This is a genomic window from Nocardia jinanensis (assembly GCF_014645735.1).
GTDB classification, from domain to species: Bacteria; Actinomycetota; Actinomycetes; order Mycobacteriales; family Mycobacteriaceae; genus Nocardia; species Nocardia jinanensis.
The window spans coordinates 459,790-474,531 of record NZ_BMMH01000001.1; the positions used below are offsets into that span (position 1 = coordinate 459,790).

General features: G+C 67.4%; 12 protein-coding genes. 9 read left to right on the forward strand and 3 right to left on the reverse strand.

Features of this window, described 5'->3' with window-relative positions; all coding sequences use genetic code 11:
• Positions 1 to 108: 108 nt before the first annotated feature.
• The 9 genes from IEY68_RS02095 to IEY68_RS02135 all read left to right on the forward strand — a co-directional run bounded on the left by IEY68_RS02095 (position 109) and on the right by IEY68_RS02135 (position 10,466).
• Entirely contained in the window at positions 109 to 771 is a 663-nt protein-coding gene (locus tag IEY68_RS02095; protein WP_082681483.1) for a cyclodeaminase/cyclohydrolase family protein, read from the forward strand.
• Between the two features lie 218 nt (positions 772 to 989).
• Positions 990 to 1,274: a hypothetical protein gene (locus IEY68_RS02100; RefSeq protein WP_156426255.1), complete on the forward strand. Its 285-nt coding sequence runs from the start codon at positions 990 to 992 to the stop codon at positions 1,272 to 1,274.
• A 271-nt stretch (positions 1,275 to 1,545) separates the two neighbouring features.
• The gene (locus IEY68_RS02105) at positions 1,546 to 2,697 is read left to right on the forward strand and encodes a glycosyltransferase family 4 protein (RefSeq protein WP_229718599.1); all 1,152 of its coding nucleotides are present in this window, start codon (positions 1,546 to 1,548) and stop codon (positions 2,695 to 2,697) included.
• Positions 2,694 to 4,805: an amylo-alpha-1,6-glucosidase gene (locus IEY68_RS02110; RefSeq protein ID WP_058855548.1), complete on the forward strand. Its 2,112-nt coding sequence runs from the start codon at positions 2,694 to 2,696 to the stop codon at positions 4,803 to 4,805. The genes IEY68_RS02105 and IEY68_RS02110 overlap by 4 nt, the downstream gene beginning before the upstream one ends.
• Positions 4,806 to 4,924: 119 nt before the next feature.
• Entirely contained in the window at positions 4,925 to 5,677 is a 753-nt protein-coding gene (locus tag IEY68_RS02115) for a L,D-transpeptidase (protein ID WP_058855547.1), read from the forward strand.
• A 106-nt stretch (positions 5,678 to 5,783) separates the two neighbouring features.
• Positions 5,784 to 6,821: a DUF8176 domain-containing protein gene (locus IEY68_RS02120; RefSeq protein WP_058855546.1), complete on the forward strand. Its 1,038-nt coding sequence runs from the start codon at positions 5,784 to 5,786 to the stop codon at positions 6,819 to 6,821.
• Between the two features lie 68 nt (positions 6,822 to 6,889).
• Positions 6,890 to 7,882, forward strand: coding sequence for an Acg family FMN-binding oxidoreductase (locus tag IEY68_RS02125; RefSeq protein ID WP_058855777.1), 993 nt, complete (start codon positions 6,890 to 6,892; stop codon positions 7,880 to 7,882).
• A 65-nt stretch (positions 7,883 to 7,947) separates the two neighbouring features.
• The gene (locus tag IEY68_RS02130) at positions 7,948 to 8,859 is read left to right on the forward strand and encodes an ABC transporter ATP-binding protein (protein ID WP_058855545.1); all 912 of its coding nucleotides are present in this window, start codon (positions 7,948 to 7,950) and stop codon (positions 8,857 to 8,859) included.
• Entirely contained in the window at positions 8,856 to 10,466 is a 1,611-nt protein-coding gene (locus IEY68_RS02135) for an ABC transporter permease (protein ID WP_062995732.1), read from the forward strand. The genes IEY68_RS02130 and IEY68_RS02135 overlap by 4 nt, the downstream gene beginning before the upstream one ends.
• Before the next feature lie 55 nt (positions 10,467 to 10,521).
• Here IEY68_RS02135 and IEY68_RS02140 read toward each other — a convergent pair whose 3' ends face one another.
• From IEY68_RS02140 to IEY68_RS02150, 3 genes are all read right to left on the reverse strand, one after another.
• Positions 10,522 to 11,751 carry a cytochrome P450 family protein gene (locus IEY68_RS02140; protein WP_058855543.1) on the reverse strand — a complete coding sequence of 410 codons (1,230 nt, stop codon included), beginning with the start codon at positions 11,749 to 11,751 and terminating at the stop codon, positions 10,522 to 10,524.
• A gap of 26 nt (positions 11,752 to 11,777) precedes the next feature.
• Positions 11,778 to 12,908 carry a cytochrome P450 gene (locus IEY68_RS02145; RefSeq protein ID WP_373292931.1) on the reverse strand — a complete coding sequence of 377 codons (1,131 nt, stop codon included), beginning with the start codon at positions 12,906 to 12,908 and terminating at the stop codon, positions 11,778 to 11,780.
• Positions 12,909 to 13,351: 443 nt separating this feature from the next.
• The gene (locus IEY68_RS02150; protein WP_058855776.1) at positions 13,352 to 14,548 is read right to left on the reverse strand and encodes a cytochrome P450 family protein; all 1,197 of its coding nucleotides are present in this window, start codon (positions 14,546 to 14,548) and stop codon (positions 13,352 to 13,354) included.
• Between the last annotated feature and the right edge of the window lie 194 nt (positions 14,549 to 14,742).

Consider the following 14,742-nt stretch of genomic DNA (forward strand, 5'->3'; position numbering starts at 1 on the left):
CGGGGTGGCCCGGCACCGGCCACGCCGGTGGACGCTGTAGGTTGAAGCCCATAACCACTCGAGCAGTACAGCTAACTTCGAGCAATTTTGATCGAGAAAGGCCGAATCGTGTCGCAGCCCACCCAATCGCCTCAGCACACTGCCAGCGGTTTCGGGGGTTCGCCGATCGGTGACTACCTTGGCGAACTCGCGGCGAAGGTGCCCGCACCGGGTGGTGGCGCGGTCGCCGCACTGCATGCCGCGCAGGGGGCCGCACTGGTCGCCATGGTCGCGCGCTACACCACCCGGGCCAAGGACGCCGACCATCGGCCGGTGATCGACCGCATCATCGAAGCCGCCGATACCGCCCGCGAGCGCGCCCTGGCCCTGGCCGACGCCGACGCCGACGCGTTCACCGCCGTCGGCGCCGCCTACAAGCTGCCCAAGGCCACCGACGACGAGACCGCGGCGCGTTCCGCGGCGATCCACGAGGCACTGCTCGAGGCCGCCCGGGTACCCGCCGCGGTGATCGACGAGGCGGACGGAATCCTGGCCTTGGCAACCGAATTGCTGCCGATCGGTAATCCGAATGTGGTCACCGATATCGGCGCTGCGGCCGCGGCGGCCCGGGCCGCCGCGGTGACCTCCCAACTGAATATCGAGATCAATGTCGTCTCGCTTCCGGACGAGCATGCCGCGGCATTCACTTGGGCACTGGGCCGGATCGATGAAATCACCGCACGCGCGGATTCGCTGCACCTGGAGGTGCTGCGTGCGGTCCGCGGCGGATGATTCGCGTGCACATATCAGCACGCGCGAATTAACCAGGTTTATGCCGAACTGGGATTATTCGAGATCAAGTGAACAACGGAGCACGCGTAGAATGGGCCTCGTTCCTGATATTCACACTGCTCCACCGCTCGAACCAGGCTCGATCAGCTAGACCGGCCGGCGGGGCACCGGCGGCCGGGGAACTGTTTGCCCCAGCTCGACGAGTGCAGGAGGTAACGGTGAGGATCGGGTACACATCGGCGCCGCTCGCGGCGGAAGCCCAGGATTCGGGTATCGATGTCATCACCGAACACGGAGTCGTATCCAATATCGCCGACTGTTCGGCGGATCCAGGAGTATTGACGCTCGGCCAAGCCCGACGCGCGCACGGTATCCATCGACTCTGTTCTCCCGACTGTCTGGTCCTCAGACGGGCCGGTCTCACCCTGGCCATTGCTTCGGCCGCCCCGGATCGACCCCCGTTCGGCATTTCGCCAGGGCGGTCCGCGCACTACGGCGATTGATTCCCGCGTGGCGGGTGGAAACTCACCGCCCGCCGCGCTTCTTTCGGCGCCGGGTATTCCGGCGCGCTTCCGATAAGTTGCACCGCTCTCACCCCGAATGGTTGTCGATCAGCTCCACCCATTGGCCGGGTGGCGATTGTGGTATGCCACGCGGCCACTAATCGAGGAGGACGAGTTGAGCACCATATTCACGAATGCGGAATCCGAATCCGATACCCCGGCGCGAAAACCCCGACGCGCTGGTTTCGGCGGAAACGGTCGTAACCACCCGCTGAACATCGTGCTGGTCGCGCCGCCGTATTTCGATGTCCCCCCGGCCGGTTACGGCGGTGTCGAGGCCGTGGTGGCCGAACTGGCCGACACTCTGATCGCGCGTGGGCACCGGGTGACGCTGCTGGGCGCCGGAAAGCCCGGTACCGACGCCGAATTCGTCCCGGTCTGGGAGAGCATCCAGGCCGACCGCCTGGGCGACCCCTTCCCCGAAATCGTCAACGCGCTCAAGGTGCGGCGTGTGGTGGAGAAACTCGCCCGCTCCCGGCATATCGACATCATCCACGACCATACTTTCGCCGGCCCGTTGAACGCTCCCGCCTACGAGGCGCTGGGTATTCCGACCGCGGTCACCGTGCACGGGCCGGTCGACAACGATATGTGGGAGTACTACGGCGCCCTCGACGAACACACCCGCCTCGTCGCGATCAGCGATCGGCAGCGCGAACTGGCGCCGAGTTTCAACTGGATCGGCCGCGTGCACAACGCCTTGCGGCCCAGCGAATGGCCCTTCCGGACCGAGAAACAGGACTATGCGCTGTTCCTCGGCCGCTACGCCTCCTACAAGGGCCCTCAGCTCGCGTTGCGCGCCGCGCACGAGGCCGGGATAAAGCTGATACTGGCCGGTAAGTGCAACGAACCGCCCGAGAAGGCGTTCTTCGCCCAGGAGATCGAGCCCCTGCTCACCGATACCGACCACGTCTTCGGGGAAGCCGACGCGGTCGCCAAACGCGAACTACTCGCGGGTGCGCGCTGCCTGCTGTTCCCGATCCGCTGGGAAGAGCCCTTCGGCATCGTGATGATCGAGGCCATGGCCTGCGGGACCCCCGTGGTGGCACTGCGCGGCGGCGCGGTCGACGAGGTGATCGAGCACGGTGTCACCGGTTTCATCTGCGATCACCCCGACGAACTCCCGGCGGCCATCGCCCGGGTCGGCGAACTCGATCCGCATGCCTGCCGGCGCCGCGTCGAGGATTATTTCGGCGTGGATCAGCTGGGTGCCGGGTACGAGGCGGCCTATTACCGCATACTCGATGCGTGGGACGAATCCCACCACAGGGGCCAAGCATTGACCGCCGTCGGTATGCGCCGCAATTCGGTACCCGAGCTACGCGCCGACGCCGGCACGACACCGGTATGGAGTAGGGCATGAACGCACCGCCGAGAATTCTCAACTCCGGCCAGCCCGCCGCCATCAATGGCGGCGGGGGGACGGTCACCCTGGTCGAGGCGAGCACCTTCTGCTTGTCCGACCCCCTCGGCGATATTCATTCCGGCACCTCGCAGGGCCTGTTCTACCGGGACTCCCGAGTGATCTCACGGTGGGAACTGCGCCTGGACGGACAACCGGCCGAACACCTCACGGTGCTCACCCCGGAGGCCTTCAAGGCTCGCTTCATTCTGCGCAAACCCCCGCGCGCCGGGGTGGCGGACAGCACCGTGCTGGTGGTGCGGCGGCGGCTCATCGGCAACGGTCTCAAGGAGACCGTCACCGTGCACAACCTCGGACACGAGGACACGGCGATGACCATCACCATGTTCGTCGACTCCGATTTCGCGGATCTGTTCGCGGTCAAGGAAGGCCGTAACCACGGCGGCGGCGCAGAGCAGAACGCCGTCGACGGCGATCTGCACCTGACCGACCACGCCGAACCCGGGCGCGGCTTGACCATCAGCGCCACGGCCGGGGCGGTCATGCTGCCCGGCACCATCACCTGGCAGGTGGTGGTGCCGGCCCGCGGGCGCTGGGACACCGAGATCCTGGCCCAGCCGGTCGTCTCCCACCGCCGGGTGCAGATGGCGTTCGGGGACGACGAGGACAGTCCGATCAGCCGCCTGAAGGCGTGGCGGGCCACCGCTACCGACCTCACCGCGACCGATCCGGCCCTGTCGGACGTACTGCAGCGCACCGAGAGCGATCTCGGCGCGCTGCGCATCGACGGCAGCACCGACGGCGCACCGGCCTATGTGGCCGCCGGGGCGCCCTGGTTCATGGCCCTGTTCGGCCGGGACAGCCTGCTCACCTCGTGGATGGCCCTGCCGCTGGATTCCGCGCTCGCGGTCGGCACCCTGCGCCGGTTGGCGGATCTGCAGGGGACGAAGGTCAATCCGATCACCGAGGAGGAACCGGGTCGCATCATGCACGAGATGCGGCACGGCCCGGCCAGCGGCCAGGTGCTGGGCGGCACCGTCTACTACGGTTCGGTGGACGCGACCCCGCTGTTCGTGATGCTGCTCGCCGAATGCTGGCGCTGGGGCGCGAGTGACCAGGTGATCCGCGAACTGCTCCCGGCCGCCGACGCGGCCCTGGCCTGGATCGACGAATACGGCGACGCCGACGGCGACGGATTCGTCGAATACCGCCGGAAGACCGATCGCGGGCTGAGCAACCAGGGCTGGAAGGACAGTTTCGATTCGATCAACGACGCGTCCGGTCATCTGGCCGAACCGTCCATCGCGCTGTGCGAGGTCCAGGGTTACGTGTACGCGGCCCGGCTGGCTCGTGCACAGCTCGCCGAGCATTTCGGCGATACCGGTACGGCCACGCGCCTGCGCGAACAGGCCGAAAACCTCAAGGACCGGTTCGATGAGGCATTCTGGGTCGCCAAGAACGGCTGGTACGCCGTGGCCCTGGACGGGCAGAAGAACCAGGTCGACTCGCTGACCAGCAATGCCGCCCAATGTCTGTGGACCGGGATCGTCTCCGACGAACGCGCCGCCGAGCTGATCGAACGGCTGGCCGATGTGAGTATGGACAGCGGTTTCGGCCTGCGCACCCTGGCCGCCGGAATGGGCGCCTTCAACCCGATGAGCTACCACAACGGCTCGGTGTGGCCGCACGACACCGCGATCGCGGTGGCCGGGCTGCTGCGCTATCGGCATATCGCCGGTGCCTCGGAGCTGGCCGAACGGCTCACCACCGGCCTGCTCGACGCGGCCATCGATTTCGGCGGCAGACTGCCGGAGCTGTTCTGCGGTTTCGCCCGCACCGAGTTCCGCTCCCCGGTGCCCTACCCCACCTCGTGCTCCCCGCAGGCGTGGGCGAGCGCGGCACCGCTGCTGCTGGTCCGTTCCTTCCTCGGTCTGTCGCCGTGTGTACCGCACCGTGTCCTGCGGGTGACCCCGCAGTTACCGCGGGAGTGGGGCAAAGTCGGCCTGACGGATCTCCGACTGGGTTCTGCCACGGTCAGCATCCACGCCGAGGGGGCGACCATGCACGTCCACGGCCTGCCGGACGACTGGAAACTCGTCACCGAATAGCAATCACGCGGTGTGCCTACGTCGCGAACGGGTGCCGGGACGATATCTTGGGTGGTTGAGTTGATCATGGCCCCTTAGGATGGACGTCTGTCCACCAGTCGTCCGTAAGGGGTGGCACCATGAATATCGTTGCCCGGCACCTTTTTCTAGCGATCGCGGTCGCACTCTCGCTGGCCGTCGCCCCCACCGGGGCGAACGCCATGACGATCGATCGACCCGGCCCCGCGCCCGTGGCCTCGGTGACTCCGTCCGACGGCGCCGTCGTCGGAATCGCTCATCCGGTTACCGTCCGGTTCTCCGCAGCGGTCACCGATCGGGCCCGCGCCGAGAAGTCGCTGTCGGTCACCGCCGGTGATCCGCTGCCCGGCTCGTACTCCTGGCGCGGTGATCGGGAGCTGACCTGGACACCCAGTGGATATCTGCCGGCGAATACGACGTTCACCGTGAACTTCGGTGACCGCCGCACACAGTTCGACACCAACGTCGGAGTGATCGCCGACGCGAACATGTCGACCCACACCTTCACCGTCAGCATGGGTGGTCTGGTGGTGCGGACCATGCCCGCTTCCATGGGCAAACCCGGTTACGAGACTCCCACCGGCACCTATCCGGTACTGGAGAAGTTCCGTAACCTCATTTTCGATTCCCGCACCATCGGTATCCCGCTGGATTCCCCGGAGGGTTACCTGATCGACGGTGAATGGGCCGAGCGGCTCACCTGGGGCGGTGTCTTCGTCCATTCCGCGCCCTGGTCGGTCGGTCAGCAGGGCAATTCCAATGTGAGCCACGGCTGCATCAATCTGGCTCCCGGCGACGCCTCTTGGTACTACGAGAATGTGGGTGTCGGCGATCCGGTGAACATCCACTGGTGAGCGGATCGCCGCGCCCGGCGACGCCCCCGCGCTGCGATCCGGGCGCCGATCCACTAGAACAATGGAGAGCGATCACGCGTCGTGAACCGATGAAGGGGGCCGCGCCATGGATCGACCGCCCTCGGGTCCCGTCGACGGGGAACAGTATCCCCGGGACCCCGCCGGCCCGGCGTGGGATCGGGACTCACACCCTGCCCCGGACGCCGGATATGCGGACCCGGACCCGGCGTCGCGGCGGCCGGAGCTGTACCGGCCGCACCACGGTGCCACTCCGGTCCCCGACGATACGATGCCGACCGAACCGATACCGGTACTCCGCCTGCCCGGATGGGACAGCGGCAACGCCACCTACGAGGGTTCGTGGTCGGATTGGGTCGCGCGGGCGAGCACCGACCCAGCGGAAATCCGTCCCGACGAGGAGCCGGACCCGGAGAGGGCTCGGCCCCCTGTGGCCGCCCCCGAACCGGCCGGGGCCGGCACCGGAGAAGAACACGATCCGGCCCCACCCGCCGCGGACAGTTCCCCGGCGGGCGCCCGGGAGCGCTTGCGCCGACGGCTGACCCCACCGGCCGATCACTCCGCTCCGGCACCGGCCCGCGCCGCGGCCGGCGGCAGGATCCGAGCGGTTCCGGTACTGCTCGGTGTCGCCGGTGTCGCCGCGCTCGGCGCCGCCGTGTATGTGCAGTTCGCGGTCGTGGGAGGGGAGGAAACACGTGCTCCCGCCGCGGCCGCGCCCAGCGCCACCGCCCCCGCCGCGCCCGGGACCGATCCGCACTGCGCGGCCGAGCGGGTCGGCAACACCGTGCAGGGCAACGGCCCGGGCGGCGCCGATTCCGGTCCGGAGGCCATCTTCGGGTTCCAGCACGCCTACTACGTCGCCCGGTCCGGGGAACAGGCCCGCGCCCTGGTCGCGGCGGATGCCGCCGTACCTCCGGCCGCCGATATCCAGCGCGGTATCGACGGCATCCCGGCCGGGACCACCTACTGCGTCCGGATCACCCCCGGGGCGTTCGTCGGCCAGTACACCGTCGCCGTCACCGAGTACCGGCCCGGTACAGCGCCGCTGGGATACAACCCGCAACTGGTCACGACGATGCGAATCGGTGACCGGACCTTGATCACCGGTATCGGCCCCATGCCCTGAGTACCACGATTCGGCGCGAATCGGACAGCGAGGTGGTCCGGCACGATCGTGAGGGGCAGACTCGGGAGATGGACGCCATCGGTACGGCTCGGGTGCCCGACCATCCGACAGTGCAGGCCGCTCTATCCCTCGCCCGGCGTGCGCCGTCGGTGCACAACACCCAGCCGTGGCGCTGGGTTTTCGACGGCCACCGGTTGCATCTGTACCGCGACACCAGCCGGCAGTTGTTCTCGGCCGATCCCCAGGGCAGGCAGCTGATCATCAGCTGCGGGGCCATCCTGGACCACGCGCGGACCGCGTTCGCTGCCGCGGGCTGGGATACCGAGGTGATCCGGCTGCCCGATACCGCGGCCGACCATCTCGCGACCGTCGACTTCGCCCCGGCGTCGGAAGTCTCCGATACCGTCCGGGCCCGCGCGGCCGCCATCGACCGGCGCTACACCGATCGGCTACCGATGCTGCCGCCCCGCGACTGGGAGCGCGTGGAACCCCGTCTGCACACCACCGGCACCGAGCACGGTGGCACGCTCGAGGTGCTGGAGGATTCCGCCCGGCTGCGGCTGGCCGCGGCCTCCGCGCAGTCGGCGGCGCTGCGTGAATACGATCCGCAGTATCTGAACGAACTGCACTGGTGGGCCGGTAACGACTCCCCCGCCGACGGAGTGCCGATCTCCGCGCTGGTCTCGGCTGCCGAACTGGCGCAGGTCGGGGTGGGCCGGGCTTTTCCGGCCGCGCCACCCTCGCTGCGGCGCGGCGAACTCACCGACTCCTCTCGGCTGCTGGTCATCGGTTCCGCCGCGGACCGTCCACTGAACTGGCTGCGGGCCGGTGAGGCCCTGTCGGCCGTACTGCTGGAATGCACGGCCGCCGGGCTGGCCACTTGCCCGCTGACCCATATCACCGAAGTCCCGGTGAGCCGCCGCATCATCGCGAATCTGCTGCGCGAACCGGCGGCCCCGCAGGTCGTGGTCCGGGTGGGCACCGCACCCACCTCTGCGGCACAACCCCCGACACCGCGACGCACCGTCGGTGACTTCCTGGAGCTGCACCGCACCACCTGACTCCCTCGCTCCGCGGAGGCGCGGAAAAAGCCCCCGATGCACCCGGATCGGAATATTGTGCTGACATGACTGCCGCGATCGATATCTCCGGTCTGCAGAAGACATTCGGCCGCACACGCGCGCTCGACGGGCTCGACCTGCAGGTGGCTTCCGGCGAGGTGCACGGCTTCCTCGGTCCGAACGGCGCCGGCAAGTCCACCACCATCCGGATCCTGCTGGGACTCTTGCGCGCCGACAGCGGTACGGTCCGTCTACTCGGCGGCGATCCGTGGTCCGGCGCCGCGGAACTGCACCGCCGGCTGGCCTATGTCCCGGGTGATGTGAACCTGTGGCCCAACCTCACCGGCGGTGAGGTGATCGATCTGCTCGGCCGGTTGCGTGGTGGGCTGGACGAGGGCAGACGGCGCGATCTGCTGGAGCGATTCGATCTCGACCCCACGAAGAAGGGCCGCACCTATTCCAAGGGCAACCGGCAGAAGGTGGCGCTGGTCGCGGCGCTGGCCTCCGATGTCGAACTGCTGTTGCTGGACGAACCCACCTCCGGGCTGGATCCCCTGATGGAGGCGGTTTTCCAGGAGTATGTGGAGGAGGTCCGCCGCGACGGCCGCACAGTGCTGCTGTCCAGCCATATCCTGGCCCAGGTCGAGGCCCTGTGTGATCGGGTCACCATCATCCGGCACGGGCGGGCCGTCGAGTCCGGCACTCTGGCCGAGTTGCGGCATCTCACCCGGACCTCGATCGAGGCCGAAACCCAGCGTCCGGTCACCGGATTCGAGAAGCTGCGCGGAGTCCACGACCTGGTGGCCGACGGCACCCGGATCCGGTTCCAGGTCGATACCGTCGATCTGGGCGCGGCCATGGACCAGCTCACCTCCTTCGGAATCCGCACCCTCACCAGTCAGCCGCCCACATTGGAGGAACTGTTCCTCCGGCACTACGGTGAGGAACTCACGGCCGCGGGAGTGCCGGAATCATGATCACCGCGCGCCCGACCCGCAGCCCGGGCACACTCACCGGCGCCGGTGCGCTCACCCGATTCGCGCTCCGGCGCGAACGTTTCCCGCTGATCGCCTGGATCGTGGGCGGCACCCTGGTGTACTGGTCACAGGCGGTCGCGCTGGACGCGGCCTACCCGAACCAGGCCGATCTGGACGCCCTTGCCCGGAGTATGTCCGGCAATGCCGCCATGATCGCCATGGCGGGGCCGCCCCGCGTACTCGACACGGTGGAGGGCCAGGTCGCCTTCCAATCCAGTGCGTTCGGCATGGCAGTGGCCGCTCTGATGAGCATGTTCCTCATCGGACGGCACACCCGCTCGAACGAGGAGTCCGGGCGCGACGAACTCATTCGCTCCGCGGTGGTGGGCCGCTATGCGCCGCCGACCGCGGCGGCACTGCTCACGGTGAGCGCGAATATCGTGCTCGGGGCCGCGATCGCTGTCAGCCTGATCGGCTACGGGCTTCCGGTAGCGGGTTCGCTGGCGCTGGGGGTGGGAGCGACCTGCGCCGGTGGGGTGTTCGGAGCGGTCGCGCTGCTCGCGGCGCAGATCAGCGCGACCACCCGTGCCTGCTACGCCATCACCGGCACCGCCCTGGCGGTCTCCTATCTGCTTCGTGCCGTGGGCGATGTCGGTAACGGGGTGCTCTCCTGGTTCTCGCCGCTGGGCTGGGGTCAGGCTATGCGGCCCTACGACGGCGAAATCTGGTGGCCCGCGGCGCTATCGGTGGTGGTGGCGGTCGCGATCGGGTACGCCGCGGCGCGGGTCCTGGATCGGCGGGATTTCGGCGCGGGCCTGCTCCCGCCACGTCCGGGCCCGGCACGTGCCCCCGCGTCCCTGCACGGCACCTTCGGGCTGGCCTGGCGGCTACAGCGCGGGCTGTTGTACGGCTGGGCGATCGGGATGTTCTTCGGTGGTCTGTCGTTCGGCACCATCGGCGACGATGTCGACGATCTACTGGGTGATATCGATCTGAACGAGGTACTCGGCCAGAACATGAGCAGTATGACCGACGCGTTCTACGCCATGGCCGTCGCGATCCTGGCGATCATCGCTTCCGCCTACACCATCTCGGCCGCCCTGCGCCTGCGCGCGGAGGAAACCACCGGGCACGCCGAACCGCTGCTCTCCACCGAACTGGGCCGGCTGCGCTGGACGGCCGGGCATACGACGATCGTCCTGGCGGGTTCGGCGGTGGTGGTGGCCCTCAGCGGTTTCGGAATGGGTATCACCTACGGCCTGATGACCGGCGACCTCTCCCGGGCGATCACCCTGACCGGTGCCGCGCTGACCTATCTCCCGGCGGTCTGGGTACTCGGCGGGGTGACACTGTTCCTGTTCGGCTTCGCGCCACTGGTCAACTCCGCGGCCTGGCTGTCCATGGCGTTCTGTGTGGTGGTGCTGATGTTCGGCGCGACACTGAAATTCCCCGCCTGGCTGATGAGCCTGTCGCCGTTCGACAACATCCCACTGGTTCCGGCACAGGGGTTCGATGCCGTGCCGGTACTGCTCACCCTGGCGGTGGCGCTACTTCTTTGCGCGGCGGGTGCCTTCGGGTTCCGCCGCCGCGACCTGCAGACCAACTAGATCGTGCGCCGGACCGGGATCCGGCGCACGATCCGATGTCATCCGGTGCGGCCGGTCACCGCCCGTTCAGGTGCACCGGCAGGCGGCGATGACCGTTGGAGATGAAACTCGGTACCGCGTCCAGTTCCTCGGGCGCGGCGGCGAGTTCCATCTTCGGGAACCGCTCGAAAACGGCCGGCAATGCCACCACCGCCTCCATCCGGGCCAACGGCGCGCCCAGGCAGTGATGGGCACCGTAACCGAAGGCCAGATGATCCTTGACTTTGCGGGCGGGGTCGAATTCGTCGGCGGTGTCCCCGTGGATCTTCGGATCCCGGTTGGCACCCGCGTAGCCGGCGAGGATGGCATCCCCCTTGGCGATCTCGACATCGCCGAGAACCAGATCCTCCACCGCGTAGCGCAGCGGGACGTGTGCCACCGGCGCCTCGAACCGCAATGCCTCCTCCACCAGATCCGGCCAGCTCACCCGGCCCTCGGCCAGAGCCGCCCGCTGCTGCGGCCGGGTCAGCAGCAGGTAGATCGCCTGGTCGAGCAGATTCACCGTCGTCTCGTGTCCGGCGCTGATCACCAGCATCAGGGTGTCGACGAGTTCCTGTTCGGTGAGCGGGGTTTCGATATCGTCGGTATCGGCGACGAGCAGGCTCGTCATATCCTCGCCCGAGTTCTCCCGGCGGTAGGAAACGAGCTGGAAGAGCAGTCCGTGCATCGCGATGTAGTTGGCCTGGGATTCCTCCGGGGACAACGTGGTGTCGAAGAACCTGTCCACGCCCTTGCGCAGTTGCGGATTCAGTTCGTCGGGAACACCCATCAACTCACTGACGACCCGGATGGGCAGCGGATAGGCCAAACCCTCCCGCAGGTCGGCGGATTCACCGTCCGGCGTGGCGGCGAGAGCATCGAGCAGACCCTCGGTGATCGCTTCGATCCGGGGCCGCAGTGCCGCGGTGCGCCGATGGGTGAACGCCGGGGCGACGATCTTGCGCAACCGGCGGTGTTCGGGACCGTAGGCGGTGAACATATTGTTCACCGCGACCCACGGCAGCAGCGGCCACTCCGCGGAGATCTCACCGCTCTGGAAGGCCGGCCAGTGCAGCCGGGGGTCCTTGGATACCTGCGGTCCGGAGAGGATCTCCTTGAGGATGGTCGCGTCGGTCACCGACCATGCGCGTACACCACCCGGCAGCTCCACCAGGGCCACCGGGCCCTGTTCCCGAAGCCGGACGATCTCGCCCTGGATATCCGAGCCTCCGGGGTCCAGGACGACGGGGACGGAACGGTTCTGCATCGGGAACTCCTCACTCGACAAGCGAACTACTGAATGCCCGCCGAGCTGAGCGGCGGGCTCGGCGGGAAAGTGACCGGCAGCGATTGCAGCGCCCGGTGGAAGGGACCGGGCCGCCAGCGCAGTTCCTCGGGCGCCACCGCCAGTTCCAGTTCCGGCAGGGCGTCCAGCAGCTGGTCGATACCGTCCTGCACGATCAGCAGGGCCGCCGGCCGCGCCGGGCAGGCGTGCGGGCCCGTACCGAAGGCCAGATGCGACCGGTTATCGGTGAAATCGCCGGTTCGGATGGCCGGATCGTTGTTGCAGGCGGCCATGCTGATCATCACCGGCTGATGTGCCGGGAGCCAGAGGTCGGCGATAAGAATCGGCTGCCGGGGATAGCTGATGCAGTAGTTGGCCATCGGCGGGTCGTTGAACAGCACCTCGTCCAGCGCGTCCCGGGTCGAGAGGCTGCCGTCGAGCACATTGGCCGCGAATCGCTCGTCGGTCAGCATGAGCAGCAGCGTGTTCACGATCAGGTTCTGCGGCGGTTCGATGCCCGCGCCGTAGAGCAGCGCGAGCTGGTGCAACATCTCCTCGTCGTCCAGCTTCACCGGATGCTCCACCAGCCAGCTGGTGACGTCGGCGCCCGGTTCGACCCGCTTGACGCGGGTGAGCTCGAGCAGCGCCTCGGCCAGCATCTGGTTACCGGCGGCGGCATCGACGGTATCGAACATGGCCGCCATACCGGTGGCCGCCCGCTGCCCGATCTCTGTCGAGCAGCCGAGCATATCGTTGAGCGTCGCGAAGATGAGCGGTAGCGCGTACTGACTGACCACATCGCAGTAACCGTCCGCGCAGAACGCGTTGATCAGCGGGATGGCATTGGCCTCGACTACCTGGTGCAGCCGATGCAGATCGATCTTGCCCAGGGCCGACGCGGCCGCCGAGCGGTACCGCATATGTTCACGGCCCGCACTTCGAATGGGGTTCGGCCGCCATTCCATCATCGGCCGGATCGGTGAATCGGCCGGGATATTGCGCTCCCACATACGCGGATCGGCGGGGAAATGATCCGGGTCGTTGAGGATCTGCAATGCGGCGTGGTACCCGATCACCAGAGTCGCGGGTACCCCCGGGGCCAGTTCGACGGGGGCCAACGACCCGAAGCGGCGTCGCATCTCCCGGTACACCTTGTGCGGATCGGCCGCGTACTCCTCCGTATACAGAGGGATACGTGGTCCGCCGGAATCCCTCGGCCCGGCCGGCGATAGGGGTTCGCTGTCGATATTCAACGTCTGCTGGTTCCTGCGAGTCTGATCGCGGTCGGGGCTCCAACCGCTGGGCTGAGCACGCGACTCTACCCGGAACACAGCAGATGCGATCGAATTCGCAGCGCCACAATCACTTCAGGATCCGGCGGAAAACGGTCACATTCCCTCCCACCTGCGACGACTGGTCGAATTACCGATTCGCCGACGCCGGAAGCTCCCCAGTCCCGGCATCATCACCCCGTGGGTGGAGAGCCGGGACGAAGCAATACGACGACCGGTCGGCACCGCGCCCACGGGTCCACCCGCGCCCCTCCGGCGACCCGCAGGCGGGCGCTATCGATGGATAGTGCTCACCCGAGCCGGATCGGGTGACTCTCGGGGAAGGTGACCGGAAGCGATACCAGCGCTCGATGGAACGGACCCGGCCGCCAACGCAATTCAGTGGACGGTACCGCCAGTTCCATCTCCGGTATCGCGTCCAGCAGCTGATCGATGGCGTCCTGTACGACCAGCAGCGCCACCGAACGTGCCGGACAGCTGTGCTGGCCCACGCTGAAGGCCAGATGTGACCGGTTGTCGGTCAGCCCACCGGATTTGATGGCGGGATCGTTGTTGCACGCGGTCATACTGATCAGCACCGGTTGATGAGCCGGCAACCAGATACCGTCGATCAGCATCGGCTGCCGCGGATAGCTGATGCAGTAGTTGGCCATCGGTGGATCGTTGAACAGCACCTCGTCCAGCGCGTCCCGGGTCGACAGACTGCCGTCGAGCACACTCGCCGCGAACCGTTCATCGGTCAGCATCAGCAGCAGCGTGTTCACGATCAGGTTCTGCGGCGGTTCGGTACCCGCGCCGTACAGCAGCGCCAGTTGCTGCCGCGTCTCCTCGTCGCTCAGCTGCACCGGATGCTGGACCAGCCGGGTGGTGATGTCGTCACCGGGCCGGACCCGTTTGAGGCGCGCCAGTTCCAGCAACGCGTCGGCCTGGGTCGCATTGCCCTCGGCAGCCCCGACAGTATCGAACATGGCGGCCAGGCCGCGGGCCGCGCGATGCCCGAGTTCGGGCGGGCAACCCAGCATGGCGTTCAGCGTGGCGAAGATCAGAGGCGAGGCGTACTGGCCGACCACATCGCAGTAGCCATCGGTACAGAACGAGTTGATCAGCGTGACCGCGATCTGCTCGATGGTGGAATGCAATTCGTGCATATCGACCGCACCGATGGCCGAAACCGCGGCCGATCGGTAGCGGATGCGGTCGTTGCCGACCGTGCGCAGTGGATTCGGCCGATACTCCATCATGGGGAGTACCGGGCAGTTCTCGGGCACTCCGCGCTGCCATATCCGGGGATCGGCGGGAAAGTGCTCCGGATCGTTGAGGATTCGCAGCGCGGTGTGGTAGCCGATCACCAGAGTGCCCGGCACCCCCGGCGCCAACTCCACCGGGGCCAACGATCCGAAACGCTGCCGCATCTCCCGGTACACCTTGTGCGGATCGGCGGCGAACTCCTCCGAATACAGCGGAATATAGGGGCCGATGGGATCCATCGGGGAACCGTGGATCACCAGGCGTGGATCGGAAACGCGGTACTGCTCGTGTTGTGCTGTGGTCAAGGCGTCACACTCCGAGGTTCGTATGAATCGGCGAATAGTGCGTTTTCGCAGACCTATCCGCCGACCCATACATCCCGCTCAGCGACGTCCGCGACGAGCCATCAGCATGAAGTTGTAGTAACCGGAAC

Excerpts from the sequence above, each read along its gene's own strand:
- IEY68_RS02135 (WP_062995732.1), top strand. The coding sequence starts at position 8,856 with ATGATCACCGCGCGCCCGACCCGCAGCCCGGGCACACTCACCGGCGCC.
- IEY68_RS02125 (WP_058855777.1), top strand. The coding sequence starts at position 6,890 with ATGGACGCCATCGGTACGGCTCGGGTGCCCGACCATCCGACAGTGCAG.
- IEY68_RS02145 (WP_373292931.1), bottom strand. The coding sequence starts at position 12,908 with ATGCGACGCCGCTTCGGGTCGTTGGCCCCCGTCGAACTGGCCCCGGGG.
- IEY68_RS02110 (WP_058855548.1), top strand. The coding sequence starts at position 2,694 with ATGAACGCACCGCCGAGAATTCTCAACTCCGGCCAGCCCGCCGCCATC.
- IEY68_RS02150 (WP_058855776.1), bottom strand. The coding sequence starts at position 14,548 with ATGGATCCCATCGGCCCCTATATTCCGCTGTATTCGGAGGAGTTCGCC.
- IEY68_RS02140 (WP_058855543.1), bottom strand. The coding sequence starts at position 11,751 with ATGCAGAACCGTTCCGTCCCCGTCGTCCTGGACCCCGGAGGCTCGGAT.
- IEY68_RS02130 (WP_058855545.1), top strand. The coding sequence starts at position 7,948 with ATGACTGCCGCGATCGATATCTCCGGTCTGCAGAAGACATTCGGCCGC.
- IEY68_RS02115 (WP_058855547.1), top strand. The coding sequence starts at position 4,925 with ATGAATATCGTTGCCCGGCACCTTTTTCTAGCGATCGCGGTCGCACTC.
- IEY68_RS02120 (WP_058855546.1), top strand. The coding sequence starts at position 5,784 with ATGGATCGACCGCCCTCGGGTCCCGTCGACGGGGAACAGTATCCCCGG.